General features: G+C 70.2%; 21 protein-coding genes. 10 read left to right on the top strand and 11 right to left on the bottom strand.

The genetic code is table 11. The features are described 5' to 3' along the window. Nucleotides 1-76 precede the first annotated feature (76 nt). From OHA19_RS13725 to OHA19_RS13735, 3 genes are all read right to left on the bottom strand, one after another. Nucleotides 77-751, bottom strand: coding sequence for a DUF6304 family protein (locus OHA19_RS13725; RefSeq protein ID WP_405716517.1), 675 nt, complete (start codon nucleotides 749-751; stop codon nucleotides 77-79). Between the two features lie 200 nt (nucleotides 752-951). Continuing rightward, nucleotides 952-1989: a family 2 encapsulin nanocompartment cargo protein polyprenyl transferase gene (locus OHA19_RS13730; RefSeq protein WP_405721852.1), complete on the bottom strand. Its 1038-nt coding sequence runs from the start codon at nucleotides 1987-1989 to the stop codon at nucleotides 952-954. Nucleotides 1990-2136: 147 nt separating this feature from the next. Beyond that, nucleotides 2137-3543, bottom strand: coding sequence for a family 2B encapsulin nanocompartment shell protein (locus tag OHA19_RS13735; protein WP_405750352.1), 1407 nt, complete (start codon nucleotides 3541-3543; stop codon nucleotides 2137-2139). 178 nt (nucleotides 3544-3721) lie between these two features. Between OHA19_RS13735 and OHA19_RS13740 the strand changes: the two genes are divergently transcribed. From OHA19_RS13740 to OHA19_RS13755, 4 genes are all read left to right on the top strand, one after another. Next, on the top strand, nucleotides 3722-4171 hold the full coding sequence (locus OHA19_RS13740) for an RrF2 family transcriptional regulator (RefSeq protein ID WP_405716516.1): 450 nt from the start codon (nucleotides 3722-3724) through the stop codon (nucleotides 4169-4171). A 92-nt stretch (nucleotides 4172-4263) separates the two neighbouring features. Further along, nucleotides 4264-5460 carry a globin domain-containing protein gene (locus OHA19_RS13745; RefSeq protein WP_405750355.1) on the top strand — a complete coding sequence of 399 codons (1197 nt, stop codon included), beginning with the start codon at nucleotides 4264-4266 and terminating at the stop codon, nucleotides 5458-5460. Between the two features lie 137 nt (nucleotides 5461-5597). Beyond that, entirely contained in the window at nucleotides 5598-6188 is a 591-nt protein-coding gene (locus tag OHA19_RS13750) for an N-acetylmuramoyl-L-alanine amidase (protein WP_405716514.1), read from the top strand. A 33-nt stretch (nucleotides 6189-6221) separates the two neighbouring features. Then, nucleotides 6222-7130: a 1-aminocyclopropane-1-carboxylate deaminase/D-cysteine desulfhydrase gene (locus OHA19_RS13755; protein WP_405750358.1), complete on the top strand. Its 909-nt coding sequence runs from the start codon at nucleotides 6222-6224 to the stop codon at nucleotides 7128-7130. Here OHA19_RS13755 and OHA19_RS13760 read toward each other — a convergent pair. Beyond that, a complete protein-coding gene (locus tag OHA19_RS13760; RefSeq protein WP_405750360.1) occupies nucleotides 7103-8707 on the bottom strand; it encodes a Na+/H+ antiporter in 1605 nt (534 codons plus the stop codon). The genes OHA19_RS13755 and OHA19_RS13760 overlap by 28 nt on opposite strands. Nucleotides 8708-8764: 57 nt before the next feature. On the opposite strand from OHA19_RS13760, the gene OHA19_RS13765 reads away from it, so the two are divergent. From OHA19_RS13765 to OHA19_RS13775, 3 genes are all read left to right on the top strand, one after another. Then, nucleotides 8765-9025: a UBP-type zinc finger domain-containing protein gene (locus tag OHA19_RS13765; RefSeq protein WP_405716511.1), complete on the top strand. Its 261-nt coding sequence runs from the start codon at nucleotides 8765-8767 to the stop codon at nucleotides 9023-9025. A gap of 230 nt (nucleotides 9026-9255) precedes the next feature. Continuing rightward, nucleotides 9256-9669: an anti-sigma regulatory factor gene (locus tag OHA19_RS13770; protein ID WP_072483809.1), complete on the top strand. Its 414-nt coding sequence runs from the start codon at nucleotides 9256-9258 to the stop codon at nucleotides 9667-9669. Beyond that, nucleotides 9666-10619, top strand: a complete 954-nt coding sequence (locus OHA19_RS13775; RefSeq protein WP_405716510.1) for an RNA polymerase sigma factor SigF — start codon at nucleotides 9666-9668, stop codon at nucleotides 10617-10619. The genes OHA19_RS13770 and OHA19_RS13775 overlap by 4 nt, the downstream gene beginning before the upstream one ends. A 91-nt stretch (nucleotides 10620-10710) precedes the next feature. Here the strand turns inward: OHA19_RS13775 and OHA19_RS13780 are convergent, their stop codons facing one another. Next, nucleotides 10711-11166, bottom strand: coding sequence for a hypothetical protein (locus OHA19_RS13780; protein WP_405716509.1), 456 nt, complete (start codon nucleotides 11164-11166; stop codon nucleotides 10711-10713). Between the two features lie 130 nt (nucleotides 11167-11296). Between OHA19_RS13780 and OHA19_RS13785 the strand changes: the two genes are divergently transcribed. Together OHA19_RS13785 and OHA19_RS13790 are read left to right on the top strand one after the other, a co-directional pair. Beyond that, nucleotides 11297-12265, top strand: a complete 969-nt coding sequence (locus OHA19_RS13785; protein WP_405716508.1) for a diacylglycerol/lipid kinase family protein — start codon at nucleotides 11297-11299, stop codon at nucleotides 12263-12265. 320 nt (nucleotides 12266-12585) lie between these two features. After that, a complete protein-coding gene (locus OHA19_RS13790; protein WP_003953983.1) occupies nucleotides 12586-12843 on the top strand; it encodes a WhiB family transcriptional regulator in 258 nt (85 codons plus the stop codon). Between the two features lie 187 nt (nucleotides 12844-13030). On the opposite strand, the gene OHA19_RS13795 is transcribed toward OHA19_RS13790, so the two are convergent. Next, nucleotides 13031-14497, bottom strand: a complete 1467-nt coding sequence (locus tag OHA19_RS13795) for a histidine kinase N-terminal domain-containing protein (RefSeq protein ID WP_405721850.1) — start codon at nucleotides 14495-14497, stop codon at nucleotides 13031-13033. Nucleotides 14498-14894: 397 nt separating this feature from the next. Further along, on the bottom strand, nucleotides 14895-15965 hold the full coding sequence (locus tag OHA19_RS13800) for an SIS domain-containing protein (protein WP_405750363.1): 1071 nt from the start codon (nucleotides 15963-15965) through the stop codon (nucleotides 14895-14897). A gap of 196 nt (nucleotides 15966-16161) precedes the next feature. On the opposite strand from OHA19_RS13800, the gene nagB reads away from it, so the two are divergent. Then, nucleotides 16162-16947, top strand: a complete 786-nt coding sequence (gene nagB / locus OHA19_RS13805) for a glucosamine-6-phosphate deaminase (protein ID WP_405750365.1) — start codon at nucleotides 16162-16164, stop codon at nucleotides 16945-16947. Nucleotides 16948-17077: 130 nt separating this feature from the next. On the opposite strand, the gene OHA19_RS13810 is transcribed toward nagB, so the two are convergent. From OHA19_RS13810 to OHA19_RS13825, 4 genes are all read right to left on the bottom strand, one after another. Continuing rightward, nucleotides 17078-18613 (bottom strand): glycoside hydrolase family 3 protein, encoded by a 1536-nt coding sequence (locus OHA19_RS13810; RefSeq protein WP_405750368.1) that lies wholly within the window; start codon nucleotides 18611-18613, stop codon nucleotides 17078-17080. An 8-nt stretch (nucleotides 18614-18621) separates the two neighbouring features. Continuing rightward, on the bottom strand, nucleotides 18622-19452 hold the full coding sequence (locus OHA19_RS13815; RefSeq protein ID WP_405716504.1) for a carbohydrate ABC transporter permease: 831 nt from the start codon (nucleotides 19450-19452) through the stop codon (nucleotides 18622-18624). After that, complete coding sequence (locus tag OHA19_RS13820) at nucleotides 19449-20441, bottom strand: carbohydrate ABC transporter permease (RefSeq protein ID WP_405716503.1); 993 nt, start codon at nucleotides 20439-20441, stop codon at nucleotides 19449-19451. The genes OHA19_RS13815 and OHA19_RS13820 overlap by 4 nt, the downstream gene beginning before the upstream one ends. Before the next feature lie 100 nt (nucleotides 20442-20541). After that, nucleotides 20542-21825, bottom strand: a complete 1284-nt coding sequence (locus OHA19_RS13825; RefSeq protein WP_405716502.1) for an extracellular solute-binding protein — start codon at nucleotides 21823-21825, stop codon at nucleotides 20542-20544. Nucleotides 21826-22029: the final 204 nt, after the last annotated feature.

Consider the following 22029-nt stretch of genomic DNA (forward strand, 5'->3'; position numbering starts at 1 on the left):
GGAAGCCAGGGCTGAGGCAGAGACGGATGCCAGGGCTGAGGCGGCGGCGATCAGGCGTGTCCTCCGGGCATGCAGCTCAGGCGAGTTCCAGCGGGAACGCGCCACGGTGTCCGGTGCCCGCACCGGTCTCCGGGCGGGGCTCGTACTCGCGGCAGCTCCAGATCTCCTGGACGAATCCGGTACGCCGGTCCCACAGGTCCCGGACGTCGCCCTGACCGGCCGCCCCGCGGTAGGCGTCCTTGGCGCCCCGGAAGCAGGCGAGGCCGCCGGACAATCCGCGCACCGCGGCCGGGGCCGGGAAGTAGTCCGAGAAGGCACAGGCGATGCAGGTCTGGAGTCGCACCCCGGACGGCAGTGCGCGCTGGATAGTGGCGAGTGCGGACGCGAAGTCGCTCTCGGCGCGGTGGGACGCGTAGGCCGCGCCGCCGAACTGCAGCTCAAGGCTGAGGTGCGAATCGGGCCGGCGCAGCGACAACAGGCAGCTGAGCGTGGCCTGGTGGACGGCTCCGTCCCAGATGACCGGGAGCGGCAGGTCCCATTCCAGGACGCAGTCGCTCAGCGCACCGTCCACCAGGACGAACCGGCCGTCGGCCGGTGGCGTGCCGACGGCCGGGGTGAGGCCGTCGAAGCTCGCGCCCTCGAAGTCGATGCCTCTTGTCCGGAGGCGTAGTTGCTGTCCGTCGGTGGTGAGGACGACGGCGTCGGAACCCTGTCGGTCCCGGTACCACCCCGCCCATGACTCATCTGTCATGGGCACGGACTGTAGCCCGTGCCCATGACATTCGCCCGGCCGCCCTCCGTTTCCCGTCACGGGCCTTGTGACCTCGGCACCTCGCCCTGTTCTCCTCGGTTCCGTTCTCCTCGGTTCCGTTCGCCTTGTCCGTTCGCCTTGTCCGTTCGCCTTGTCCGTTCTCCTTCCTCCGGCCCTTCGCCGTTCCCGGTTCTTCGCGGTCAGTACGTCCGGCGGGTGACGAACTCCGCCAGGGTCAGGAGGTCTCCGGCCCGGGCCAGGTCGGGGACCGCCCGGGACAGGTGGTGGACGGCGCGGGCCATCCGGTCCGCCGCGGCGATCTGCGCCCAGTCCCGGCCGCCGGCCCGGTCGACGGCGTCGGCGGCCCGGTTCACCTCACCCGGGGTGTTCATCGATCCCCGGTAGAGCGTGGCGAGTTCGGCCGCGGCCGGGGTGCCCGAGGCCAGCGCGGCGACGACGGGCAGCGACTTCTTGTGGGCGACGAGATCCGCTCCGACCGGCTTCCCGGTCCGCGCCGGGTCTCCCCAGATGCCGATCAGGTCGTCGATGAGCTGGAAGGCGAGGCCCGCCTCCCGGCCGAAGCCGTCCATGCCGCGGACCGCCCGCTCCTCCGCGCCCGCGTACAGCGCTCCCAGGGCGCAGGCGCATCCGAGCAGGGCTCCGGTCTTGGCGGTGGCCATGGTCAGGCACTCGTCCAGCGTGACCTCGTCGGGGCCCCGGTCCTCGAAGGCGCAGTCGGCCTGCTGGCCCGCGCACAGCTCGATGACACAGGTCGAGAGCCGCGCCGAGGCACGAACCGAGGCCGGGTCCGGGTCCTCGGCCAGCAGCCGCTGGGCGAGGGCGAACATGGCGTCGCCCGCGATCACGGCGTCGGGGATGCCGAAGACCGCCCAGGCCGTGGGCCGGTGCCGACGGGTCCGGTCCTCGTCGATGACGTCGTCGTGCAGCAGTGTGAAGTTGTGCGCCAGCTCCACGGCGACGGCGGCCCGGACCGCCCGCTGCGGATCGCCGCCCAGCGCACGGGCGGCGGCGAGGACCAGTGCGGGCCGGATCGCCTTTCCGGCCGGCCCCGAGGACGGGGTGCCGTCGGCCTCCTGCCAGCCGAAGTGGTACATCGCGACGCGGCGGATCGATCCGGGCAGGGATTCGACGGCGGCGCGCAGTCGGGGATCGATCAGGGCCCGGGTCTCTTCCAGGAGAACCCCGGCCTCCTGGCCCTGCGCCACGGGGGCGGCCAGGGCGTCGTCGCCCGGGGCCCGGGGTGTGGGTGGTTGGGGTACGTGGTGGGTCTTCACTGGGGCGTCCTCCCGAGGCCGCCCCGGGCACGGCTGCCCGGTGGCGGAGGTTGACGGGGCCCGGACATCGTCGTCCGGGCCCCCGAGGGGTTACCGCCAGCGGCTGACCTCGACGTTTTCCAGGACGCCCAGGGCGTCCGGTACGAGGACGGCCGCGGAGTAGTAGGCCGTCACCAGGTAGGAGATGATCGCCTGCTCGTCGATCCCCATGAAGCGGACCGAGAGGCTGGGCTCGATCTCGTCGGGGATGCCGGTCTGCTGGAGCCCGATGACGCCCTGCTCGGCCTCACCCGTCCTCATGCAGATGATCGACGTGGTCCGGGCGTCGGTGACCGGGATCTTGTTGCACGGGAAGATCGGCACCCCTCGCCAGGCCGGAACATGGTGTCCGCCGATGTCGACGCTCTCCGGCACCAGACCGCGCTTGTTGCACTCACGGCCGAACGCGGCGATGGCCCTCGGGTGGGCGAGGAAGAGCTTCGAACCGCGGCGGCGGGAGAGCAGCTCGTCCATGTCGTCGGGGCCGGGTGCGCCGTCGTGCGGCTGGAGGCGCTGCCCGTAGTCGCAGTTGTTGAGCAGCCCGAACTCACGGTTGTTGATCAGCTCGTGCTCCTGGCGCTCGCGCAGCGCCTCGACCGTGAGCCGCAACTGCTGCTCGGTCTGGTTCATCGGCTGGTTGTAGAGGTCGGCGACCCGGCTGTGGACCTTCAGCACGGTCTGGGCCACGCTCAGTTCGTACTCGCGGGGGGACGCGTCGTAGTCGACGTACGTGTGCGGGACGACGGCCTCGCCGACGTGGCCGGCGGAGAGGTCGATCGCCGCCTCGCCGTACTTGTTGGTGCGCTGCTCCGGGATGGCGAGCAGTCCGGCGAGATGGTCGCGGAGCGGCTGCGCCCGCTCGGCGAGGTTCAGCACGTCGGCCCGGCTCAGCGTCAACACCGTGCAGGCGGTGACGGCACGGGCGGTGTACTCCCACACGGCGTCGCCGTCGACCAGGGCCTGGTCCCCGAAGTAGGCCCCGTCGGCGTGGACCCCGAGCACCGTCTCGTCCCCGTACGGGCCGGTGCCGGTCTTCTCGACCTTGCCGTGCGCCAGCAGATAGACGCTGTCCGCCGCGTCCCCCGACGCGGCGAGCACCTGTCCCGCCGCGATCTCGCGCTGTTCGCAGCGCCGGGCGAGCTCGCCCAGCACCTCCTCGTCGCCGAAGTCCCGCAGGGCGGGGAGCTCACCGAGCTCGGCCGGGATGACCGCGACCCGGTCACCCGTCTGCACAAAGGTCACCCTGCCGTCCCCGACCGAGTAGCTCAGCCGTCGGTTCACCTGGTAGGTGCCACCTTGCACCTGCACCCACGGCAGCATCTTCAGCAGCCACCGCGAGGTGATCTCCTGCATCTGCGGGGCGGACTTGGTGGTCGTCGCGAGGTTCCGCGCCGCTGCCGTCCCCAGACTCTGCTGCGGCGGCAACGACGCGTTCTGAACCTCTTCACCAACGGACATCTGTCGTCCTCTCGATTCTTCGGCTGACCTGCGAGAAGAAGCCTTTCAGCACGGAGAGCGGTCGCGCCATTACACAAAAGAGTGTGACTAATCGGCTTTGGGCTGGGCACAACGCACAGCGACGTTCGCGAGCCGCCTTAACTTGCATCCTCGATGCAAGTTATCTACGGTGGCTGTCATGCGGCTGACGAGATTCACCGACGTGGCGCTGCGCGTACTGATGCGCCTCGCCGTCGCGGAGAACGAGGATCCGCCGACCACCCGAGAGGTGGCGGCCACCATGCAGGTGCCGTACACCCACGCCGCGAAGGTCGTCGCCAGGCTCCAGCACCTCGGCCTGATCGAGGCGCGACGGGGCCGCGGCGGAGGACTCAGCCTCACCGGAGCGGGCCGCTCCGCCTCGATCGGCGGACTCGTCCGGGAGCTGGAAGGGCCCGGTGACGTCGTCGACTGCGAGGGCGCCGCCCCGTGCCCCCTGCGCTCGGCCTGCCGGCTGCGCGGCGCACTGCGCCTCGCGGAAGAGGCCTTCTACGCCTCCCTCGATCCACTCACCGTCACCGAACTCGTCGCGTCCCCCACCGGACCGCTGCTGATCGGCATCAGCAGCGTGCGCCCGGACACCAGCTGAACCACCACACACCGCGCCACGGGCCCAACGCCCGGCTTCGCGCTGCCCGAAAATACGAATCTCAAATACCAATTCACATGCGAGGAGTCCCGATGCTCTCCGAGACGTCGACCGCCACCGTCCGCGCCACCCTGCCCGCCGTGGGCGCGGCCATCGGGGAAATCGCCGATCTCTTCTACCGCAAGCTCTTCGACGCCCACCCCGAGCTGCTGCGCGACCTCTTCAACCGGGGCAACCAGGCATCCGGCGCCCAGCGGCAGGCCCTCGCGGGCTCCATCGCCGCCTTCGCGACGCAGCTGATCGAGCACCCGGACACCCGCCCCGACGTGATGCTCGGCCGGATCGCCCACAAGCACGCCTCGCTCGGCATCACCCCCGCCCAGTACGACATCGTGCACACCCACCTCTTCGCCGCCATCGCCGAGGTGCTCGGCGACGCGGTCACCCCTGAGGTCGCCGCCGCCTGGGACGAGGTCTACTGGCTGATGGCCGGCGCCCTGATCTCGATCGAGGAACGGCTGTACGCGCAGCAGGGCGTCGTCGCCGGCGACGTGTGGCGCGACTGGGAGGTGGTCGCCCGGATCGAGGAGACCGCCGACGTCGCCACCTTCCAGCTCCGCCCGGCCGACGGAGCGCCCGCGCCGGTCTTCCGGCCCGGCCAGTACGTCTCCGTACAGGTGGAACTCGCCGACGGGGCCCGCCAGATACGCCAGTACAGCCTCTCCTGCGCCCCCGGCTCCCGGCTCCGCTCGATCACCGTCAAGCAGGTGCAGGGCGGCGGCTCGCCCGACGGCGAGGTCTCCCGCCACCTGCACACCGAGGTGGAGGCCGGTGACGTGCTTCGGGTCTCCGCCCCGTACGGCGATCTCGTGCTCGACTCCGCCGACGCACCGCTGCTGCTCGCCTCCGCGGGCATCGGCTGCACCCCGATGATCTCGATGCTGGAGCACCTCGCGGCGACCGGTCACCGCGCCCCGGTCACCGTCGTGCACGGCGACCGCTCCCCCGCCACCCACGCGATGCGCACCGACCACTCCCTGCTCACCGGCAAACTCCCCGACGCCGCCGCCCACTTCTGGTACGAGGACCCCGAGCCCGGCCACCCCGCCGACCGCACCGGCCTGGTCGACCTGAGCGACCTCGCCGTCGCCCCCGGCACCCACGCCTACCTCTGCGGCCCGCTGCCCTTCATGCGCGCCGTACGCACCCAGCTGCTGGCCAAGGGCATCCCGTCGACCGACATCCACTACGAGGTGTTCGGCCCCGACATGTGGCTGGCACAGGGCTGAATCCGGCCCCCTGCTCGCGGAACTGACCGGTTCGGATCGCACACGGTCCGAACAGCCACCGAAGGCATGGCCCGGAGAGCTGCATTCCGGTAAAAGCGGATCAAGGCTCGTTCCCCCCACGCACGAAGGAGACGGCCATGTCCTCGCCCATGTCCGCGAGCAGGTTCCTGGAAGTCCTGATGAACGAGGGGCTCACCGTCGTCCAGGTCGGCGACTGGCGCGCCCACAACCGCAACCGCCAGGGCCCCTGGGGCCCGGTCAACGGCGTGATGATCCACCACACGGTCACCAGCGGCACCGAGTCCACCGTGCGCATCTGCCGCGACGGCTACCCGGATCTGCCCGGCCCGCTCTGCCACGGTGTGATCGCCAAGGACGGCCGGGTCCACCTGGTCGGCTACGGCCGCGCCAACCACGCCGGTCTCGGCGACAACGACGTACTGCGCGCCGTCGTCGCCGAGAAGCGCCTCCCCGGCGACAACGAGGCCAACACCGACGGGAACCGGCACTTCTACGGCTTCGAGTGCGAGAACCTCGGCGACGGCAAGGACCCCTGGCCCGACGCCCAGCTCGAAGCCGTCGAGAAGGCCGCGGCCGCGATCTGCCGCCACCACGACTGGAACTCCCGCTCGGTGATCGGCCACAAGGAGTGGCAGCCGGGCAAGGTCGACCCGCGCGGCTTCACGATGGACTCGATGCGGGCCCGCATCCACGACCGGCTCAAGTGACCGGCGCCCGCCCGTCACGGCGACAATTGCGCCATGACCCCCAAAGCGCCCCGGCTGCAGCCGGTGCTCCCCTCGCCCCTGCAGCCGGTCGAGGACGAGCGCTTCGCCCGCCACGGCGTCCGGCTGCTGCTCAAGCGGGACGATCTGATCCACCCCGATCTGCCGGGCAACAAGTGGCGCAAGCTCTCCCTCAATCTGCGGGCCGCCGCCGGGCGCACCGTGCTGACCTTCGGCGGCGCCTACTCCAACCATCTGCGGGCCACCGCCGCCGCCGGGCGGCTGCTCGGCTTTCCCACCATCGGAGTGGTACGAGGCGACGAGCTGGCCGGCCGGCCGCTGAACCCCTCGCTCGCCCGGTGCGCCGCCGACGGGATGACCCTGCACTTCGTGGACCGCGCGACGTACCGCGCAAAGGGTGATCCTGAGGTCCTGGCGGGGCTGCTGAGCCTCTTCGGGGAGTGCTGTGTCATCCCGGAGGGCGGCAGCAACGCCCTGGCCGCACAGGGGTGCGTGGAGCTGGGGCGCGAGCTGCGCGGCCGGGCCGACGCGGTCGCGGTGGCCTGCGGCACCGGGGGCACCCTCGCCGGGCTCGCCGCCGGGCTCGCGCCGGGGCAGCGGGCCCTCGGCGTTCCGGTGCTGCGCGGCGGCTTCCTGGGAGACGCGGTGCGGGGACTCCAGGAGGAGGCCTTCGGCGGTCCGGCCGGGGTGTGGTCGCTGGACGAACGCTTCCACTTCGGCGGCTACGCCCGTACGACCCCGGCGCTGCACGCCTTCGCCGACGACTTCGAGCAGCGGCACGGTCTGCCCGTCGAGCGGCTCTACGTGGCCAAGCTGCTGTACGCGCTGACCGAGCTCGCCGGGGAGGGCGCGTTCCCTCCGGGAACCGCGGTCGCGGCGGTCGTCACGGGCAGTCCTCAGGGGGCGTCGGACTCCTCGCGGTAGGCCGTCGCCTCCTCCAGGTCGAGCCGTCTGAGCAGCGTCCGCAGCATCTCGTCGTCGATCCGCCGCTCGTCCCGCAGCGTCACGAAGACCTCGCGCTCGGCTTCGATCATCTCCCGGGCCAGCCGACGGTAGGTGTCGTCCGCCGACTCCCCGGTCACCGGATTGGCCGCGCCCAGCCGCTCCCACACGGCGTTGCGGCGGCGCTCCATGACGGTGCGCAGCCGGTCGGCGAGGGGGCCCGGGAGGTGGTTGCGCGGGTCGGTGAGCAGCTCCTCCAGTCTTGCCTCGGCGGCCGCGGAGGCCTCGCTCTGGGCCTGCGCCTCGGCCAGCGTCTCGGCCTTCGCGTCGCGCCCCGGGAGCTTCAGGACCCGCACCAGCAGCGGCAGGCTGAGCCCCTGGACGACCAAGGTGCCGATGACCGTGGTGAACGTCAGGAAGAGCACCAGGTTGCGGGCCGGGAAGGGGCTACCGTCGGACATCACGAACGGGATGGAGAAGGCGATGGCGAGCGAGACGACACCGCGCATTCCGGCCCAGCCGACGATCAGCGGCGCCGTCCAGTCGGTGTCGGGCTCGCGTTCCCTGATCCGTCTCGACAGCCACCGGGGCAGGTACGTCGCCGGATACACCCAGATGAAGCGGACCACGACGACGGCGAGGAACACGATCACCGCGTACCGGACGGCGTCGCCGACCGCGTACGCGCCGAGCCCCTTCAGCACGAAGGGCAACTGGAGCCCGATCAGCGCGAAGACCGCCGACTCCAGGATGAACGCGACCATCTTCCAGACGGCCCCCTCCTGGAGCCGGGTGGCGAAGTCGACCTGCCAGGACCGGTGGCCGAGGTAGAGCGCCACCACGACCACGGCGAGCACCCCGGAGGCGTGTACGCGTTCGGCGGCCGCGTACGCCACGAAGGGGATCAGCAGCGACAGCGTGTTCTGCAGCAGCGCCTCCTTGAGGTGGGTGCGGAGCCAGTGCAGCGGCACCATCAGCGCCAGGCCGACCGCGACACCGCCGACCGCGGCCAGGAAGAACTCGCCGACCCCCGCGCCCCAGCTCATGCCCTCGCCCACGGCGGCGGCGATCGCCACCTTGTAGGCGGTGATCGCCGTGGCGTCGTTCACCAGGGACTCCCCCTGCAGGACCGTCGTGACCCGGCCTGGCAGACCGACCCGGCGCGCGATCGCGGCGGCCGTGACCGCGTCCGGCGGGGCGACGACCGCGCCGAGCACCAGCGCGGCGGTGAGCGGCAGGTCGGGCACGAGCCGGTACGCCAGCCAGCCGACCGCGACGGTCGCGAACAGGACGTAGCCGATCGAGAGCAGCGCGACCGGCCGGACATTGGCCCGCAGATCGAGGTACGAGCTGTCGACGGCCGCCGTGTAGAGCAACGGCGGCAGCAGCAGCGGCAGCACGACGTGCGCGTCCAGGGTGTAGGTGGGTACCCCGGGCAGATAGGAGGCGATCAGGCCCACCGCGACGAGCAGCAGCGGGGCCGGCACGGGGGTGCGACGGGCCGCCCCCGCGACCGCCGCACTGGCCGCGACCAGTCCAACCAGCGGCAATACGTCCATTCCAGGGTCCTCGCATCCGCAATTCACGGGCCACGCATCCGTCGTAACCTGGCAATCATGAGTGACTGCCCTCACGTGTCCGCACTGCCGCGCCCCGAACCGGCCCCGCTCGGCGAGACCTGCCCGGGCTGCCTGGCCGCCGGCACCCACCCCGTGCAGCTGCGGCTCTGTCTGGTCTGCGGCCACGTCGGCTGCTGCGATTCGTCGCCCCTCCAGCACGCCACGGGACACTTCAAGGAGACCGGTCATCCGGTGATGCGGAGCTTCGAACCCGGCGAGAGCTGGCGATGGTGCTTCGAGGACGGTTCGATCGTGTGACGCCTGGGTACGTCAAACCGGCGCCGGTTGTTCGTAATTGACCGCCGCAGACCCCTAGCCACTGTGTGTACTCATGGGCTTACCATGAGTGACAGCCATGGGCTGGGGCTCTGGCGACACGGCATCATGGGTCGCGATAGCGTCGCGGACCAGAACCGAAGACGTACCACATGGCTCCGGGGCACCCTTCCCGGATCCTCGAAAGAGTTTGTGCCACCTTGGAGGTGAGGGTGTCCCAGATCGCAGGCGAGCCCGGGAATCAGGACTTCGTAGAGGTCCGGCTGCCCGCTGCGGGTGCCTACCTGTCGGTGCTGCGTACGGCCACGGCCGGTCTCGCAGCGCGCTTGGACTTCACCCTCGACGAGATCGAGGATCTTCGCATCGCGGTCGACGAGGCCTGCGCGATCCTGCTTCAGCAGGCCGTGCCGGGCTCCGTCCTCAGCTGCGTCTTCCGACTCGTCGAGGATTCACTCGAGGTGACGGTGGCCGCCCCGACGACGGACGGCCGGGCGCCGGAGCGCGACACCTTCGCCTGGACGGTGCTCTCCGCACTGGCCGGCAAGGTCGACTCCTCGGTGGCCGACGACCGTACGGTCAGCATCAGCCTCTACAAACAGCGCGGCGCGGGACCCGGGCCGGCGTGAGCAACGGGAACGGGGACGGTCCTGTGCGGGACGAGACGACGCGACCAGGGGTGGTGCGCGCAGCAGGCATCCCGGAGCAGCAGGCCCTGCCCCATCCGGTGGACGGGGCGGACGGGCCCGCGGGCCGTACGGTCGCGGTGGAGCAGTCGCAGGCGGAGCGGGCAGGCCAGATGAGCGAGCACGGGCACCACGATCCACATGACCGCAGCGGGGCGCGGGCGCTGTTCATCGAACTGCGCGCGCTCCCCGACGGGTCGCCCGAGAAGGCGGAGCTGCGCAATCGGCTGGTGCGGATGCATCTGCCGCTCGTGGAGCACCTGGCCCGCCGGTTCCGCAACCGCGGAGAGCCGCTGGACGACCTGACCCAGGTCGCCACGATCGGCCTGATCAAATCGGTGGACCGGTTCGACCCGGACCGCGGCGTCGAGTTCTCGACGTACGCGACCCCCACGGTCGTCGGCGAGATCAAGCGCCACTTCCGTGACAAGGGCTGGGCGGTCCGGGTGCCTCGCCGGCTCCAGGAGCTGCGGCTCTCGCTGACCACGGCCACCGCCGAGCTCTCCCAGCAGCACGGCCGCTCGCCGACGGTGCACGAGCTGGCGGAGCGGCTGGGCATCTCCGAGGAAGAGGTCCTGGAGGGCCTGGAATCGGCCAACGCGTACAGCACCCTCTCGCTGGACGTGCCGGACACGGACGACGAGTCCCCCGCGGTCGCGGACACGCTGGGCTCCGAGGACGAGGCGCTGGAGGGCGTCGAGTACCGGGAATCGCTCAAGCCGCTGCTGGAGGACCTGCCGCCGCGCGAGAAGCGGATTCTGCTGCTGCGCTTCTTCGGCAACATGACCCAGTCGCAGATCGCGCAGGAGGTCGGCATCTCGCAGATGCACGTCTCGCGACTGCTGGCCCGCACGCTGGCGCAGCTGCGCGAGCGGCTGCTCGTCGAGGAGTAGTGGGCGGGGCCACGCGCAGGCGTGGTCCTTCCCGCGCCCGCGGCCGCCCGGTGCCGCCGTTCCGCCCCGCCAGGTCTTCCGGCGGGGCGGTTCAGTTCTCCGGGGTGGTGCCGGGGCGGCGGATGCCGAGTGCCTCGACCGTCGTCGGCCTGACCAGCTGGTAGAGCGCCGTCAGGGTCACCGCGGCGAGGACGATCCCGGCCGGGATCAGCACGCCGTGCGACCTCAGCAGCGTCCACGCCACCGGGAGCGCGATGATCTGCGTGATGAGCGCGGGACCGCGGCTCCAGCTGCGCCGCCGCAGCAGACCGCGGGCGGCGGCCAACGGGATCAGGGCCAGCGCGATCAGCGTCAGCCCGCCCATCTCCGCCTGCTGCGGACTCTCGGGGTGCCCGAGCAGACCCATGACCAGCATGTAGATCCCGCCGATGGCGAGCGCCGCCCCTTCCAGGGCGGTGAGTCCGGCAACGAGAGTGATCCTGCTCGGCTTCGCCGGTTCGAGCCTCGGCGCGGGCGGCGAGTCGGGCGTGTTCTGCTGAGTACTCACCCTTGCAGGTTGGCATCCCGGCGCCGCGAAAGCGAAGCCGGGGTCGGAATGGACATCGGGCCGTCACCGTGCGTGAAGGTCATGGGGCAGGACTTCAGAGTGATACCGCGCGGTAGGTAGTCTGGCGGTCATGCGCGCACTCCTCGTGGTCAATCCAGCTGCTACCACCACCAGTGCGCGGACCCGTGATGTGCTCATCCATGCGCTGGCCAGCGAGATGAAGCTGGAGGCCGTGACCACGGAATACCGCGGTCACGCACGGGACCTGGGACGACGGGCCGCGGACTCCGACGACATCGATCTGGTGGTCGCGCTGGGCGGCGACGGCACGGTCAACGAGGTCGTCAACGGCCTGCTCCACAACGGTCCCGATCCGGACGGCCTGCCGAGCCTCGCGGTGGTTCCCGGCGGCTCCACCAATGTGTTCGCGCGCGCCCTGGGTCTGCCCAACGACGCGGTGGAGGCGACCGGAGCGATCCTGGACGCACTCGCCAACCGGACCGAACGCACGGTCGGTCTCGGGCTGGCGGCCGGCACCCCCGGCACCGAGGACGAGTCGGTCCCGGAGCGCTGGTTCACCTTCTGCGCCGGACTCGGGTTCGACGCGGGCGTGGTCGGCCGGGTCGAACAGCAGCGCGAACGCGGAAAGCGCTCGACGCACGCGCTGTACGTGCGCCAGGTGGTCCGGCAGTTCATCGACGAGCCGCACCGCAGGCAGGGCGTCATGACCCTGGAGACTCCGGGGCAGGAACCGGTCACCGATCTGGCGCTGTCCATAATCTCCAACACCGCCCCCTGGTCCTACCTGGGCAATCGCCCGCTGTACGCGTCCCCGAAGGCCACCTTCGACACCGGACTGGACGTGCTCGGACTGAAGCGGCTCTCCACTCCGGCGGTCGCCCGGTACGGCACCCAGCTGCTCACTTCGAGCCCGGAGAAGGGCCCGTCCGGCAAGCACGCGGTTTCACTTCACGACCTCACGGACTTCACCTTGCATTCAAAGGTTCCACTGCCCTTCCAGATGGACGGCGACCACCTGGGAGTGCGCACAAGTGTGACGTTCACAGGCGTACGCCGTGCACTGCGTGTGATTGTGTGAGTGGAAGGGACCAAAGTCCTTTAACTCGAACGTTTGGGCTGGGCTCCACCCCATAGAAGTACGGCTGTGACCTAGTCGACACCGAGGAATCAAAAAAAAGTTTCCAGAAGGGGTTGTATCCGCCGCTGAGGTTTGCGAATCTCTACATGGCGATCGGGACGGCCCGCAACACCGGCCTCCACTGAGAGCCAGAACCCCTCCTCACTTCACAGGACCACAACCAGTTCGTCTGGGCGTCGGCCCGTCATCTGCGGGGGGATTCGTGAAAGCGTTCACATTCACAAGCAGACAGTATGTAATACCAAGGAGAGGTAGCAGCCATGGACTGGCGTCACAACGCCGTTTGTCGTGAGGAAGACCCCGAGCTGTTCTTCCCCATCGGCAACACCGGTCCTGCGCTGCTGCAGATCGAGGAAGCCAAGGCCGTCTGCCGTCGCTGCCCCGTCATGGAGCAGTGCCTGCAGTGGGCGCTCGAGTCCGGCCAGGACTCCGGTGTCTGGGGTGGCCTCAGCGAGGACGAGCGCCGCGCAATGAAGCGCCGCGCCGCTCGCAACCGGGCGCGTAACGCCAGCGCCTGACCGACGCCACCGCTACGAGCCTCAGCCAGGCGGCGCGTACAGAGCGTACGCACAACCCCGCCCCCCGAGTCGCAGCGCGCAGTACCCCCGAAGCGCATGCATGACCAGTGAGCCCGGACCGTGAACAACGGTCCGGGCTCACTGCTGTGTCCGGGGCGCCTCCGCCCGTACCGAGGGTCGGGCGGGGCTACTTGTCGGACCGGACCGGGATGTCGAGCACGACCTGGGTGCCGCGCTCGGGGGCCGGGACCATGCCGAAGGTTCCGCCCAACTCGCCCTCCACCAGAGTCCTGACGATCTGGAGCCCCAGATTGCCGGCGCGCTGCGGGTCGAATCCCTCCGGCAGACCGCACCCGTCGTCCTGGACCGTGATCAGCAGCCGCGCCCCCGCGGAAGATCCGCCGCGCACCGCGGACACCTCGACCGTGCCGGACTCGGCGAGCGTGAAGGCGTGCTCCAGGGCGTTCTGCAGGACCTCCGTGAGCACCATCGCCAGCGGGGTGGCCACTTCGGCGTCGAGGATGCCGAAGCGCCCCGTCCGGCGGCAGGTGACCTTGCCCGGCGAGATCTCGGCGACCATCGCGATGACTCGGTCGGCGATCTCGTCGAACTCCACCCGCTCGTCCAGATTCTGGGACAGCGTCTCATGAACGATGGCGATCGAACCGACGCGCCGCACAGCCTCGTTGAGCGCCTCGCGGCCCCGTACCGAATCCATCCGCCGGGCCTGGAGCCGCAACAGGGCGGCGACGGTCTGGAGGTTGTTCTTCACCCGGTGGTGGATCTCCCGGATGGTGGCGTCCTTGGTGATCAACTCGCGTTCGCGACGGCGGAGTTCGGTGACGTCCCGGAGCAGGACCAGGGAGCCGATGCGCACACCCTTGGGCTTGAGCGGGATCGCCCGGAGCTGGATCACCCCGCCCTCGCACTCGACTTCGAACTCCCGGGGCGCGTAGCCGCTGGCCAGCTTGACCAGGGCCTCGTCCACCGGGCCCCGGGAGGGGGCGAGTTCGGCGGTGATGCCGCCCAGGTGCTGGCCGACCAGGTCCGAGGCGAGGCCGAGGCGGTGGTACGCGGAGAGGCCGTTGGGGCTGGCGTACTGGACGACCCCGTCGGCGTCGAGCCTGATCAGCCCGTCGCCGACGCGCGGCGACGCGTCCATGTCGACCTGCTGGCCGGGGAAGGGGAAGGAGCCCGCGGCGATCATCTGGGCCAGATCGGAGGCCGACTGGAGGTAGGTGAGCTCCAGCCTGGACGGGGTGCGGACGGTGAGCAGGTTGGTGTTGCGGGCGATCACACCGAGGACCCGGCCCTCCCTGCGTACGGGGATCGACTCGACCCGTACCGGCACCTCCTCACGCCACTCCGGGTCGCCCTCGCGCACGATCCGGCCCTCGTCCAGCGCCGCGTCCAGCAGCGGACGGCGGCCGCGCGGAACCAGGTGCCCGACCATGTCGTCCTGGTAGGAGGTGGGGCCGGTGTTGGGGCGCATCTGGGCAACCGACACATAGCGGGTGCCGTCGCGGGTGGGGACCCAGAGCACGAGGTCGGCGAAGGACAGGTCGGAGAGCAGCTGCCACTCCGAGACCAGCAGGTGCAGCCACTCCAGGTCGGTGTCACCGAGGGCTGTGTGCTGGCGGACGAGGTCGTTCATGGAGGGCACGTGTGCGAGCGTACCCGCGGACCGGCAGTGGTTCCGAACCGGACGACCGGACCGTACGCGCGGGGAAGAGGGTAAGGAGTGCGGAAAATTTTGGCGCTCCGACGGATGGACACGGGCGAATGGTCTAGTCCACAATGCTGAAGACAGAGCTTCCGCTCTCCCCGCACAGGAGGGCGGATCGAGGTACCGCGCTCTCTGCCCTGACCGCGCCGGTACCTCTCCCCGGCCGGGGGCACCGCACACCGCCGGCCGACCGGTCCGGCCGTGATGGCCGGCCTTGCTCCGGGCTGCGGTGCCGGACGGGCTGAGGGTCCCGTCCCGGCGCCGTGGCCCGCGGGTGTTTCCGGGCAGTTCTCCAGCCGGTGCTTCCGGGCCGTTCCCCGCGCGTTCAGCGGGTCTCGGTGACCTTGGCCAGGGCGCGCGGCGCGTCCGGATCCTGACCGCGGGCGATGGTCACCTCGTACGCCAGCATCTGCAACGGCAGGATCTCCAGCACCGGCTGGACCTCCTCCGCCACCCCGGCCGTCGGCAGCACGAAGCCCGCGGATGCCGCCGCCACCTGGGCCTGCGGACCGACCACGAAGAGGTCCGCGCCGCGGCCGCGCAGCCGGTCCAGGACCGGCTGGAGCGCCTCGCCGCCCCGGCCGTCGGTGACCACGGCGATCACCGGGGAGATGTTGTCGACCATGGCGAGCGGGCCGTGCAGCAGATCGGCGCCCGAGTACGAGAGCGCCGGGATGTAGCTGGTCTCCATCAGCTTCAGGGCGGCCTCCTTGGCGGTCGGGTAGCCGTAGCCGCGGGAGGTGATGACCATGCGCTCGGCGAACCGGTAGCGCGACGCCAGGGCCCTGACCTCGTCCTTGCGAGCCAGGATCTCCCCGGCCCGCTCCGGCAGGACCGCGGCGGCCGAGCCGTCGCCGCCGGCCAGCCCCTCCACGAAGAGGTAGAGGGACAGCAGCGAGGCGGTGTACGTCTTGGTGGCCGGGAGGGCCTTCTCCGGGCCGGCCAGGATGTCGATGTGGTGCTCGGAGACGGCGGCCAGCGCCGAGTCCCGGTTGTTGGTGACGGCCAGAGTGATCGCACCGGCCTCGCGCGCCGATCCGGTGGCCTCCACCAGATCGGGCGAGCCGCCGGACTGGCTGACGGTGATGACGAGGACGTCCCTGAGGTCCGGCTTCGCGCCGTACGCGGTGGTGGTCGACATCGAGGCGAGGCCGCAGGGCAGGCCGAGCCGGATCTCCAGCAGGTACTTGGCGTACAGGGCGGCGTTGTCCGAGGTGCCGCGGGCGGTGAGCAGCACGAAGCGCGGCTTCCTCGCCGCGATCCGGGCGGCCACCTCGCGGATCCTGGGGGCGCCCTCGTCGAGGATGCGCCGCAGCATCGCGGGCTGCTCGGCCATCTCGCCGGACATGATCCGGCCCGGTTGCTCGCTCTCCCGGGCCGGAGAAGTGGCGGACATGTCGAATTGCCTCCCAGCGGGGTCCGGTTGCGCCGGCAGCGCCGTTCGGACCAGTCGACCACGGGGCCCCTGACGGCCGCCAGCGGACCGCGGCCGGAACAGGTACGGCACCGTGCTCACGTGGACCCGGTCTGCTAGATTGGAGACCGATTGGTCTATACCACATGACTCAACTCTTCAGATCGGCAGGCCCCGCGTGGAAGTTGTCATCGTCCCGGACGCCAAGGCAGGCGGCGAACTCATCGCGGAGGCCGTCGGCGCCCTGCTGAGCCGCAAGCCCGACGCCCTTCTCGGCGTTGCCACCGGCTCGACCCCGCTGCCCATCTACCAGGCACTGGCGGCCAAGGTCCGCTCCGGTGCCGTCGACGCCTCGCGCGCGCGCATCTGCCAGCTCGACGAGTACGTCGGGCTGCCCGCGGGCCACCCCGAGTCCTACCGCTCGGTGGTGCTGCGCGAGGTCGTCGAACCGCTCGGCCTGTCCGAGGCCTCCTTCATGGGCCCCGACGGCTCCGCCGAGGACGTCCAGGCGGCCTGCCTGGCGTACGACAAGGCGCTCGCCGAGGCCGGCGGCGTGGACCTCCAGCTCCTCGGCATCGGCACCGACGGACACATCGGCTTCAACGAGCCGTGCTCCTCGCTCGCCTCCCGTACCCGGATCAAGACGCTCACCGAGCAGACCCGGGTCGACAACGCGCGTTTCTTCGACAACGACATCTCGCAGGTGCCGCACCACGTGATCACCCAGGGCATCGGCACCATCCTGGAGTCCCGCCACCCGATCCTGCTCGCCACCGGCGAGGGCAAGGCGGACGCCGTGGCGCTGACGGTGGAGGGGCCGGTCGCCTCGGTCGTGCCCGCATCGGCGCTCCAGCTGCACCCGCACGCGACGGTGGTGGTCGACGAAGCCGCCGCGTCCAAGCTGAAGCTCGCGGACTACTTCCGCGCCACGTATGCGGCGAAGCCGCGGTGGCAGGGGCTGTAGGACTCCCCGGACATACGAGAGGGCCGGGGCACCCACGCTGGGTGCCCCGGCCCTTTCCTATGCCGCCGGACAGGCTCTGAGGGCCCGGCCGGGCGTGATGCGGCCCCCGGCCCGCATCACGGCCGCAGGCTCAGGCCGTCGGGCCGTCCGTGCCCCTGACGACGACCTCCGCCGCCGCGAGGCCGCAGACGCGGGCCGCGCCGTGGGTGGCGATGTGCAGGGCGCCCCTGGGGGCCGCCTGCGGTACACCCATCTCGACGACGACCGTGTCGGGGCGCTCGGCCACCAGTGCGTCGAGCGCCTCGCCCATCCAGGCGTGGCGGTGGACGTCGCGGACCACCACGACGATGCGCCGCTCCCCCGCCGCCGCCAGCACCGCGGCGGCGGGCGTCTCGGTCTCGCCGCTGTACGTGTCGGTCTCCGTGCCCGGCAGCAGCCGGCCCAGCTCCGCGGCGACACCCCACGGGGTCTCGTCGCCGACGGCGATGTTCGAGGCCGAGGTGAACGCGGCGACGTAGGCGGGCTCGGTCAGCGGGGCGGCGGATCCGGTCACCCGCACCGCCCGGCGGGCGGCGACCAGGCCGATGTCGGAGCCGATTCCGGTGCCGGGCGCGGTCCCCTCCTGCGTTGCCGCACCCGGACCGGCCCCCTTGGCCCCCTGCGTCCAGGACGCGAGGGCACGTACCCGTGCGGCCGCGTCCGCGAGCCGCTCCTCGGGGAGTTCGCCGCTGCGCACGGCCCGGACCAGCGCGTCGCGCAGCCGGAGCACCGTGCCGTCGTCCTCCAGGCCGCCGCCGACGCACAGCGCGTCGGCCCCCGCGGCGATCGCCAGGACGGAGCCCTGCTCGATGCCGTACGTCGCGGCGATGGCCTGCATCTCCACGGCGTCGGTGACGATCAGACCGTCGTAGCCCAGCTCCTGGCGCAGCAAGCCGGTGAGGATCTGCGGGCTCACCGTGGCGGGGCGGTCCGGGTCGAGTGCCGGCAGCAGGATGTGCGCGCTCATCACGCACTTGGAGCCCGCCGCGATGGCGGCCCGGAAGGGCACCAGCTCACGGGTGTGCAGGGTCTCCAGGTCCACGTCGATGCGCGGCATCGCGTGGTGCGAGTCGATCGCGGTGTCGCCGTGCCCCGGGAAGTGCTTGGTGCAGGCGGCGACGCCGGCGGCCTGGAGGCCCTCGATGTAGGCGGCGGTGTGCCGGGCCACGAGAGCGGTGTCGGCGCCGAAGGACCGTACGCCGATGATCGGGTTGCCCGGGTTGGAGTTGACGTCCGCGGACGGCGCCCAGTTGAGGTTGACGCCGCATTCGGCGAGCCGGCGGCCGAGCTCCTGGGCGACCGCGCGGGTCAGGGCGAGGTCGTCGACGTGGCCGAGGGCGAGGTTGCCGGGGAACGAGGAGCCGGTGCGCACCTCCAGGCGGGTGACGTCACCGCCCTCCTCGTCGATCGCGACGAGGAGGTCGTCGCGCCCGGCCCTGAGCTGGGCGGTGAGCGCGGTGACCTGCTCGGGCGTGCGGATGTTGCGGCCGAACAGGGCGACGGAGGCGAGGCCTTCGTCGACCCGGCGCAGCACCCAGTCCGGGGCGGTGGTGCCGGTGAATCCGGGCTGCAGGACGGCGAGCGCGTCGCGGGTGACGGTGTCCGTGGCGGATATCAGGGTGGTCATGGGCGGCGTTATCCCTTCACGGCACCGTCGGTGAGGCCGCTGACGGCCTTGCGCTGCAGGAAGACGAACAGGATGAGGATCGGGATGGCGAAGATCGAGGCCGCCGCCATGGTGGCACCCCAGTCGTCGCCGAACTGGCTCTGGAACTGGGAGAGCCAGAGCGGCAGCGTCTTGGCCTCGGGGTCCTTGTTGAGGATGAGGACCAGCGGGAATTCGTTCCAGGCGGTGATGAAGCCGAAGAGCGAGGTGGCCATCAGGCCGGGGGCGAGCAGCGGCAGGATCACCTTGACGAACGCCTGCGGTCGGGTGCAGCCGTCGACCATGGCGGACTCCTCCAGTTCCTTGGGCACCGCGGCAACGTAACCGCGCAGCGTCAGGACAGTGAAGGGGAGCACCATCACCATGTAGAAGAGGGTCAGCGGGACCAGGCTGTTGAGCATGTCCGCGTCGCGGACCAGCATGTAGATCGCGATGACCATGACTTCCCACGGCGCCATCTGGGCGATCATGAAGACCAGGATCAGGCTCTTGCGGCCCTTGAACCGCATCCGGGCCAGCGCGAACGACGCGAAGAGCGCGATGATCAGCGAGAAGGCCACGGCGAGCAGGGTGACGGTAAGCGAATTCCCGACCAGCTTCAGGAAGTTCGGCGCGTGGTACGCCGTCTTGAAGTGCTCGAACGTGACGTCGGTCGGGAACCAGACCGGCGTCTCGGTGATGATGTCGCCGGTCGGCTTGAACGCCGTGCTGAACATCCAGTAGACGGGGAAGACCAGGCCGACGAAGAGGATGATCGCCGTCGCGTTGGGCCAGATGCGGCCGAACAGTGAGCGCTTCACAGCTCGTCCTCCTCTTGCTTGAGAACGATGCGGAGGTAGTACGAGGTCAGCCCCAGCATGATCAGGATGGTCAGCAGCGAGATCGCCGCGCCCATGCCGTAGTGCTGGTTGCCGACGCCCTCGACGAAGGCGTAGACCGGCAGTGTCTCGGTGAGGCGGTTGGGGCCGCCCTCGTTGAGGGTGAAGATCTGCGGGAACGCCTTGAAGATCCAGATGACTTCGAGGAAGGTCGTGGCGTAGAGGAAGGGCCGCAGGAACGGGAACGTCACCGAGGTGAAGCTCTTCCAGGCGCCGGCGCCGTCGAGCGAGGCGGCCTCGTACAGTTCCTTGGCGATCGTCGTGGTCGCCGCGTACAGGTTGATCGCCACGAACGGGATGGACTGCCAGACGATCAGCAGGGTGACCACGAAGAACGTGGAGAACTGCGATCCGGTCCAGTTGTACTCGGCCATCGAGTGCCAGCCGAGGTGGTCCAGCACGTAGTTGACCACGCCGAAGCGCGAGGCGAACAGCCACTGGAACACGGTGGACGCGGCCACGACCGGCATCGCCCAGGCGAGCACCAGGCCGATCATCAGGGTGAACCGCATCCTCTTGCCGAGGCGGGCGAGCAGCAGTCCGATCAGGGTGCCGAGGACCATGGTCAGGACGACGTTGACGCCGGTGAACACGATCGTGCGGAGCGTGACTCTCCAGAAGTCCTCACCGGTGAGGATCTCCTGGTAGTTCTTGAAGCCGTTCCACTCGGTGACATGCTGGATCAGCTGTCCCATGTTGAGGTTCTGGAACGACAGCAGGACGTTCTTCACCAGGGGATACCCGAGGAAGACCGCCGTCACCGCGAGTGCGGGAACCATCAGGAGGTACGGCGCGGCGCCGATACCGAGTTTCCGCTTGCTTCCCCCGTGCTGCCCGACGGGTGGTTCCCCGTCCTGCCCCCGGGCTGCGGCCTTCTTGGCCACATCCGAGGGTTCGGTGTGCACTGCCATGCTCGCCATCTCTTCCAACAAAGCCCTACACGGAACGGTGCGTACGACCGGGGCGGCGGGTCGGGACCCGCCGCCCCGGCGCGGGACGCGCTGCTTGCGACTACTGCTGCTGGCTGAGGCGCTTGTTGAGCTCGCCCTCGACCTGCTTGGCGGCGTCGGCCGGCGACTTACCCTGCAGGACCAGCGTCATGTAGGTCTTGATCGGGTTCGGCGGGTTCTCGACCGGCGCCCACTCCGGGATCAGCGGCGTGGTGCCACCGGACTTGGCGGCGGCCGGACCGGCGGCCTCGGCGGCGGGCTGGCCGACGGTGTACTTCTGCATGGCGTCGTTCTTCGGGGACCAGCCGGCCTCCTTGATGAGCGCGCCGTCGTTCTGCTCGGAGAGCGCGATCTTCAGGAACTCCTTGGCCAGGTCCTGGTTCTTGCTGCCCGCGGCCACGGCGAGGTTGGAGCCGCCGAGGAAGACGCCCTCGGGCTTGTCGGCCGTCTCCCCGGGGATGGTGAAGAAGCCGATGTCGTCCTTGAGCTTCGGGTTGGCCTTGATGGCGGTGCCGGCCTCGTAGCCCATGGCGATGATGGCGCCGGTCTTGCCCTTGGCGAAGACCTCGGCCTGCTGCGGGGTGGCCTCGTCCTTGTCCTTGGGGGCCTTGGAGAAGGCCTGGTACTGCTTGTAGACGTCCATGGCCTCGGCGACCTTCGGGTCGGCCAGGTTGGAGACGTACTTGTCGCCTTCCTTCTTCACCGGCGAGACGTCCTTGCCGACGAGCAGGCCGTCGAAGAAGTACCAGTTCTGGCCGGGCAGGTAGATCGGCTCTGCGTCGCCCTTCTTCTCGATGGCCTCGAAGGCCTTGAAGAGGTCGGCGCGGGTCTTCGGCGTCTCGGTGATACCGGCGTCCTTGAAGACCTTCTTGTTGTACATGACGACGCGGTTGCCCACGTACCACGGCAGGGCGTACTGCTTGCCGTCGAAGACGGAGGGCTGGTTGACGCCGTCGGCCCAGGCGGAGCCGATCTCCTTCTTCAGGTCACCGAGATCGGCGAGACCGCCGGTCTTGGCGTACGCCGGGGTCTGCGTGTTGCCGATCTCCAGGACGTCCGGCGGGTTGGACTCGGAGAGCGCGGTGGTGACCTTCTGCTGAATGCCGTTCCAGTCCTGGACTTCGATCTTCAGCTTGGCCTTGGTCTTCTTCTCGAACTCCTCGGTGACCGTCTTGGTCCACCCGGGCGGGTTCGAGCCGGACATCGTCCACACGGTCAGGGTCTGGCCCTTGTACGCGTCCGGACCGGCCTTCTTACCGCTGTCGCCGCCGTCGTCGGAACCACACGCCGCGAGGCCGATCATCATGCCCGCGACGCCGATCGCCGCGATGAGCTTGCGCTTCACGCCAAACCCTCCTCAGGGATACTGCAACCCCGCCCACCGCGAAGACATTCGACGAGTACTGCTGGGGCTGGACCTGGTCTTTAATGGTTTAGACCAGTACCGGGAGCTTGGCCTAGACCTTTAGGGGTGTCAAGGGTGTATAAGAAGTGCACTCGCGTCCGTTATAGGACCGACACCTATGGGAGGGCGACCAGTCGTGACCGG

The organism is Streptomyces sp. NBC_00012, from assembly GCF_045040875.1.
Lineage (GTDB): Bacteria > Actinomycetota > Actinomycetes > Streptomycetales > Streptomycetaceae > Streptomyces.

What these genes read in the sequence shown, in the direction of transcription:
- OHA19_RS13725 (WP_405716517.1), bottom strand. Translation starts at nt 751, where the DNA reads ATGACAGATGAGTCATGGGCGGGGTGGTACCGGGACCGACAGGGTTCC.
- OHA19_RS13735 (WP_405750352.1), bottom strand. Translation starts at nt 3,543, where the DNA reads ATGTCCGTTGGTGAAGAGGTTCAGAACGCGTCGTTGCCGCCGCAGCAG.
- OHA19_RS13740 (WP_405716516.1), top strand. Translation starts at nt 3,722, where the DNA reads ATGCGGCTGACGAGATTCACCGACGTGGCGCTGCGCGTACTGATGCGC.
- OHA19_RS13745 (WP_405750355.1), top strand. Translation starts at nt 4,264, where the DNA reads ATGCTCTCCGAGACGTCGACCGCCACCGTCCGCGCCACCCTGCCCGCC.
- OHA19_RS13750 (WP_405716514.1), top strand. Translation starts at nt 5,598, where the DNA reads ATGTCCTCGCCCATGTCCGCGAGCAGGTTCCTGGAAGTCCTGATGAAC.
- OHA19_RS13755 (WP_405750358.1), top strand. Translation starts at nt 6,222, where the DNA reads ATGACCCCCAAAGCGCCCCGGCTGCAGCCGGTGCTCCCCTCGCCCCTG.
- OHA19_RS13760 (WP_405750360.1), bottom strand. Translation starts at nt 8,707, where the DNA reads ATGGACGTATTGCCGCTGGTTGGACTGGTCGCGGCCAGTGCGGCGGTC.
- OHA19_RS13765 (WP_405716511.1), top strand. Translation starts at nt 8,765, where the DNA reads ATGAGTGACTGCCCTCACGTGTCCGCACTGCCGCGCCCCGAACCGGCC.
- OHA19_RS13785 (WP_405716508.1), top strand. Translation starts at nt 11,297, where the DNA reads ATGCGCGCACTCCTCGTGGTCAATCCAGCTGCTACCACCACCAGTGCG.
- OHA19_RS13790 (WP_003953983.1), top strand. Translation starts at nt 12,586, where the DNA reads ATGGACTGGCGTCACAACGCCGTTTGTCGTGAGGAAGACCCCGAGCTG.
- OHA19_RS13795 (WP_405721850.1), bottom strand. Translation starts at nt 14,497, where the DNA reads ATGAACGACCTCGTCCGCCAGCACACAGCCCTCGGTGACACCGACCTG.
- OHA19_RS13800 (WP_405750363.1), bottom strand. Translation starts at nt 15,965, where the DNA reads ATGTCCGCCACTTCTCCGGCCCGGGAGAGCGAGCAACCGGGCCGGATC.
- OHA19_RS13810 (WP_405750368.1), bottom strand. Translation starts at nt 18,613, where the DNA reads ATGACCACCCTGATATCCGCCACGGACACCGTCACCCGCGACGCGCTC.
- OHA19_RS13820 (WP_405716503.1), bottom strand. Translation starts at nt 20,441, where the DNA reads ATGGCAGTGCACACCGAACCCTCGGATGTGGCCAAGAAGGCCGCAGCC.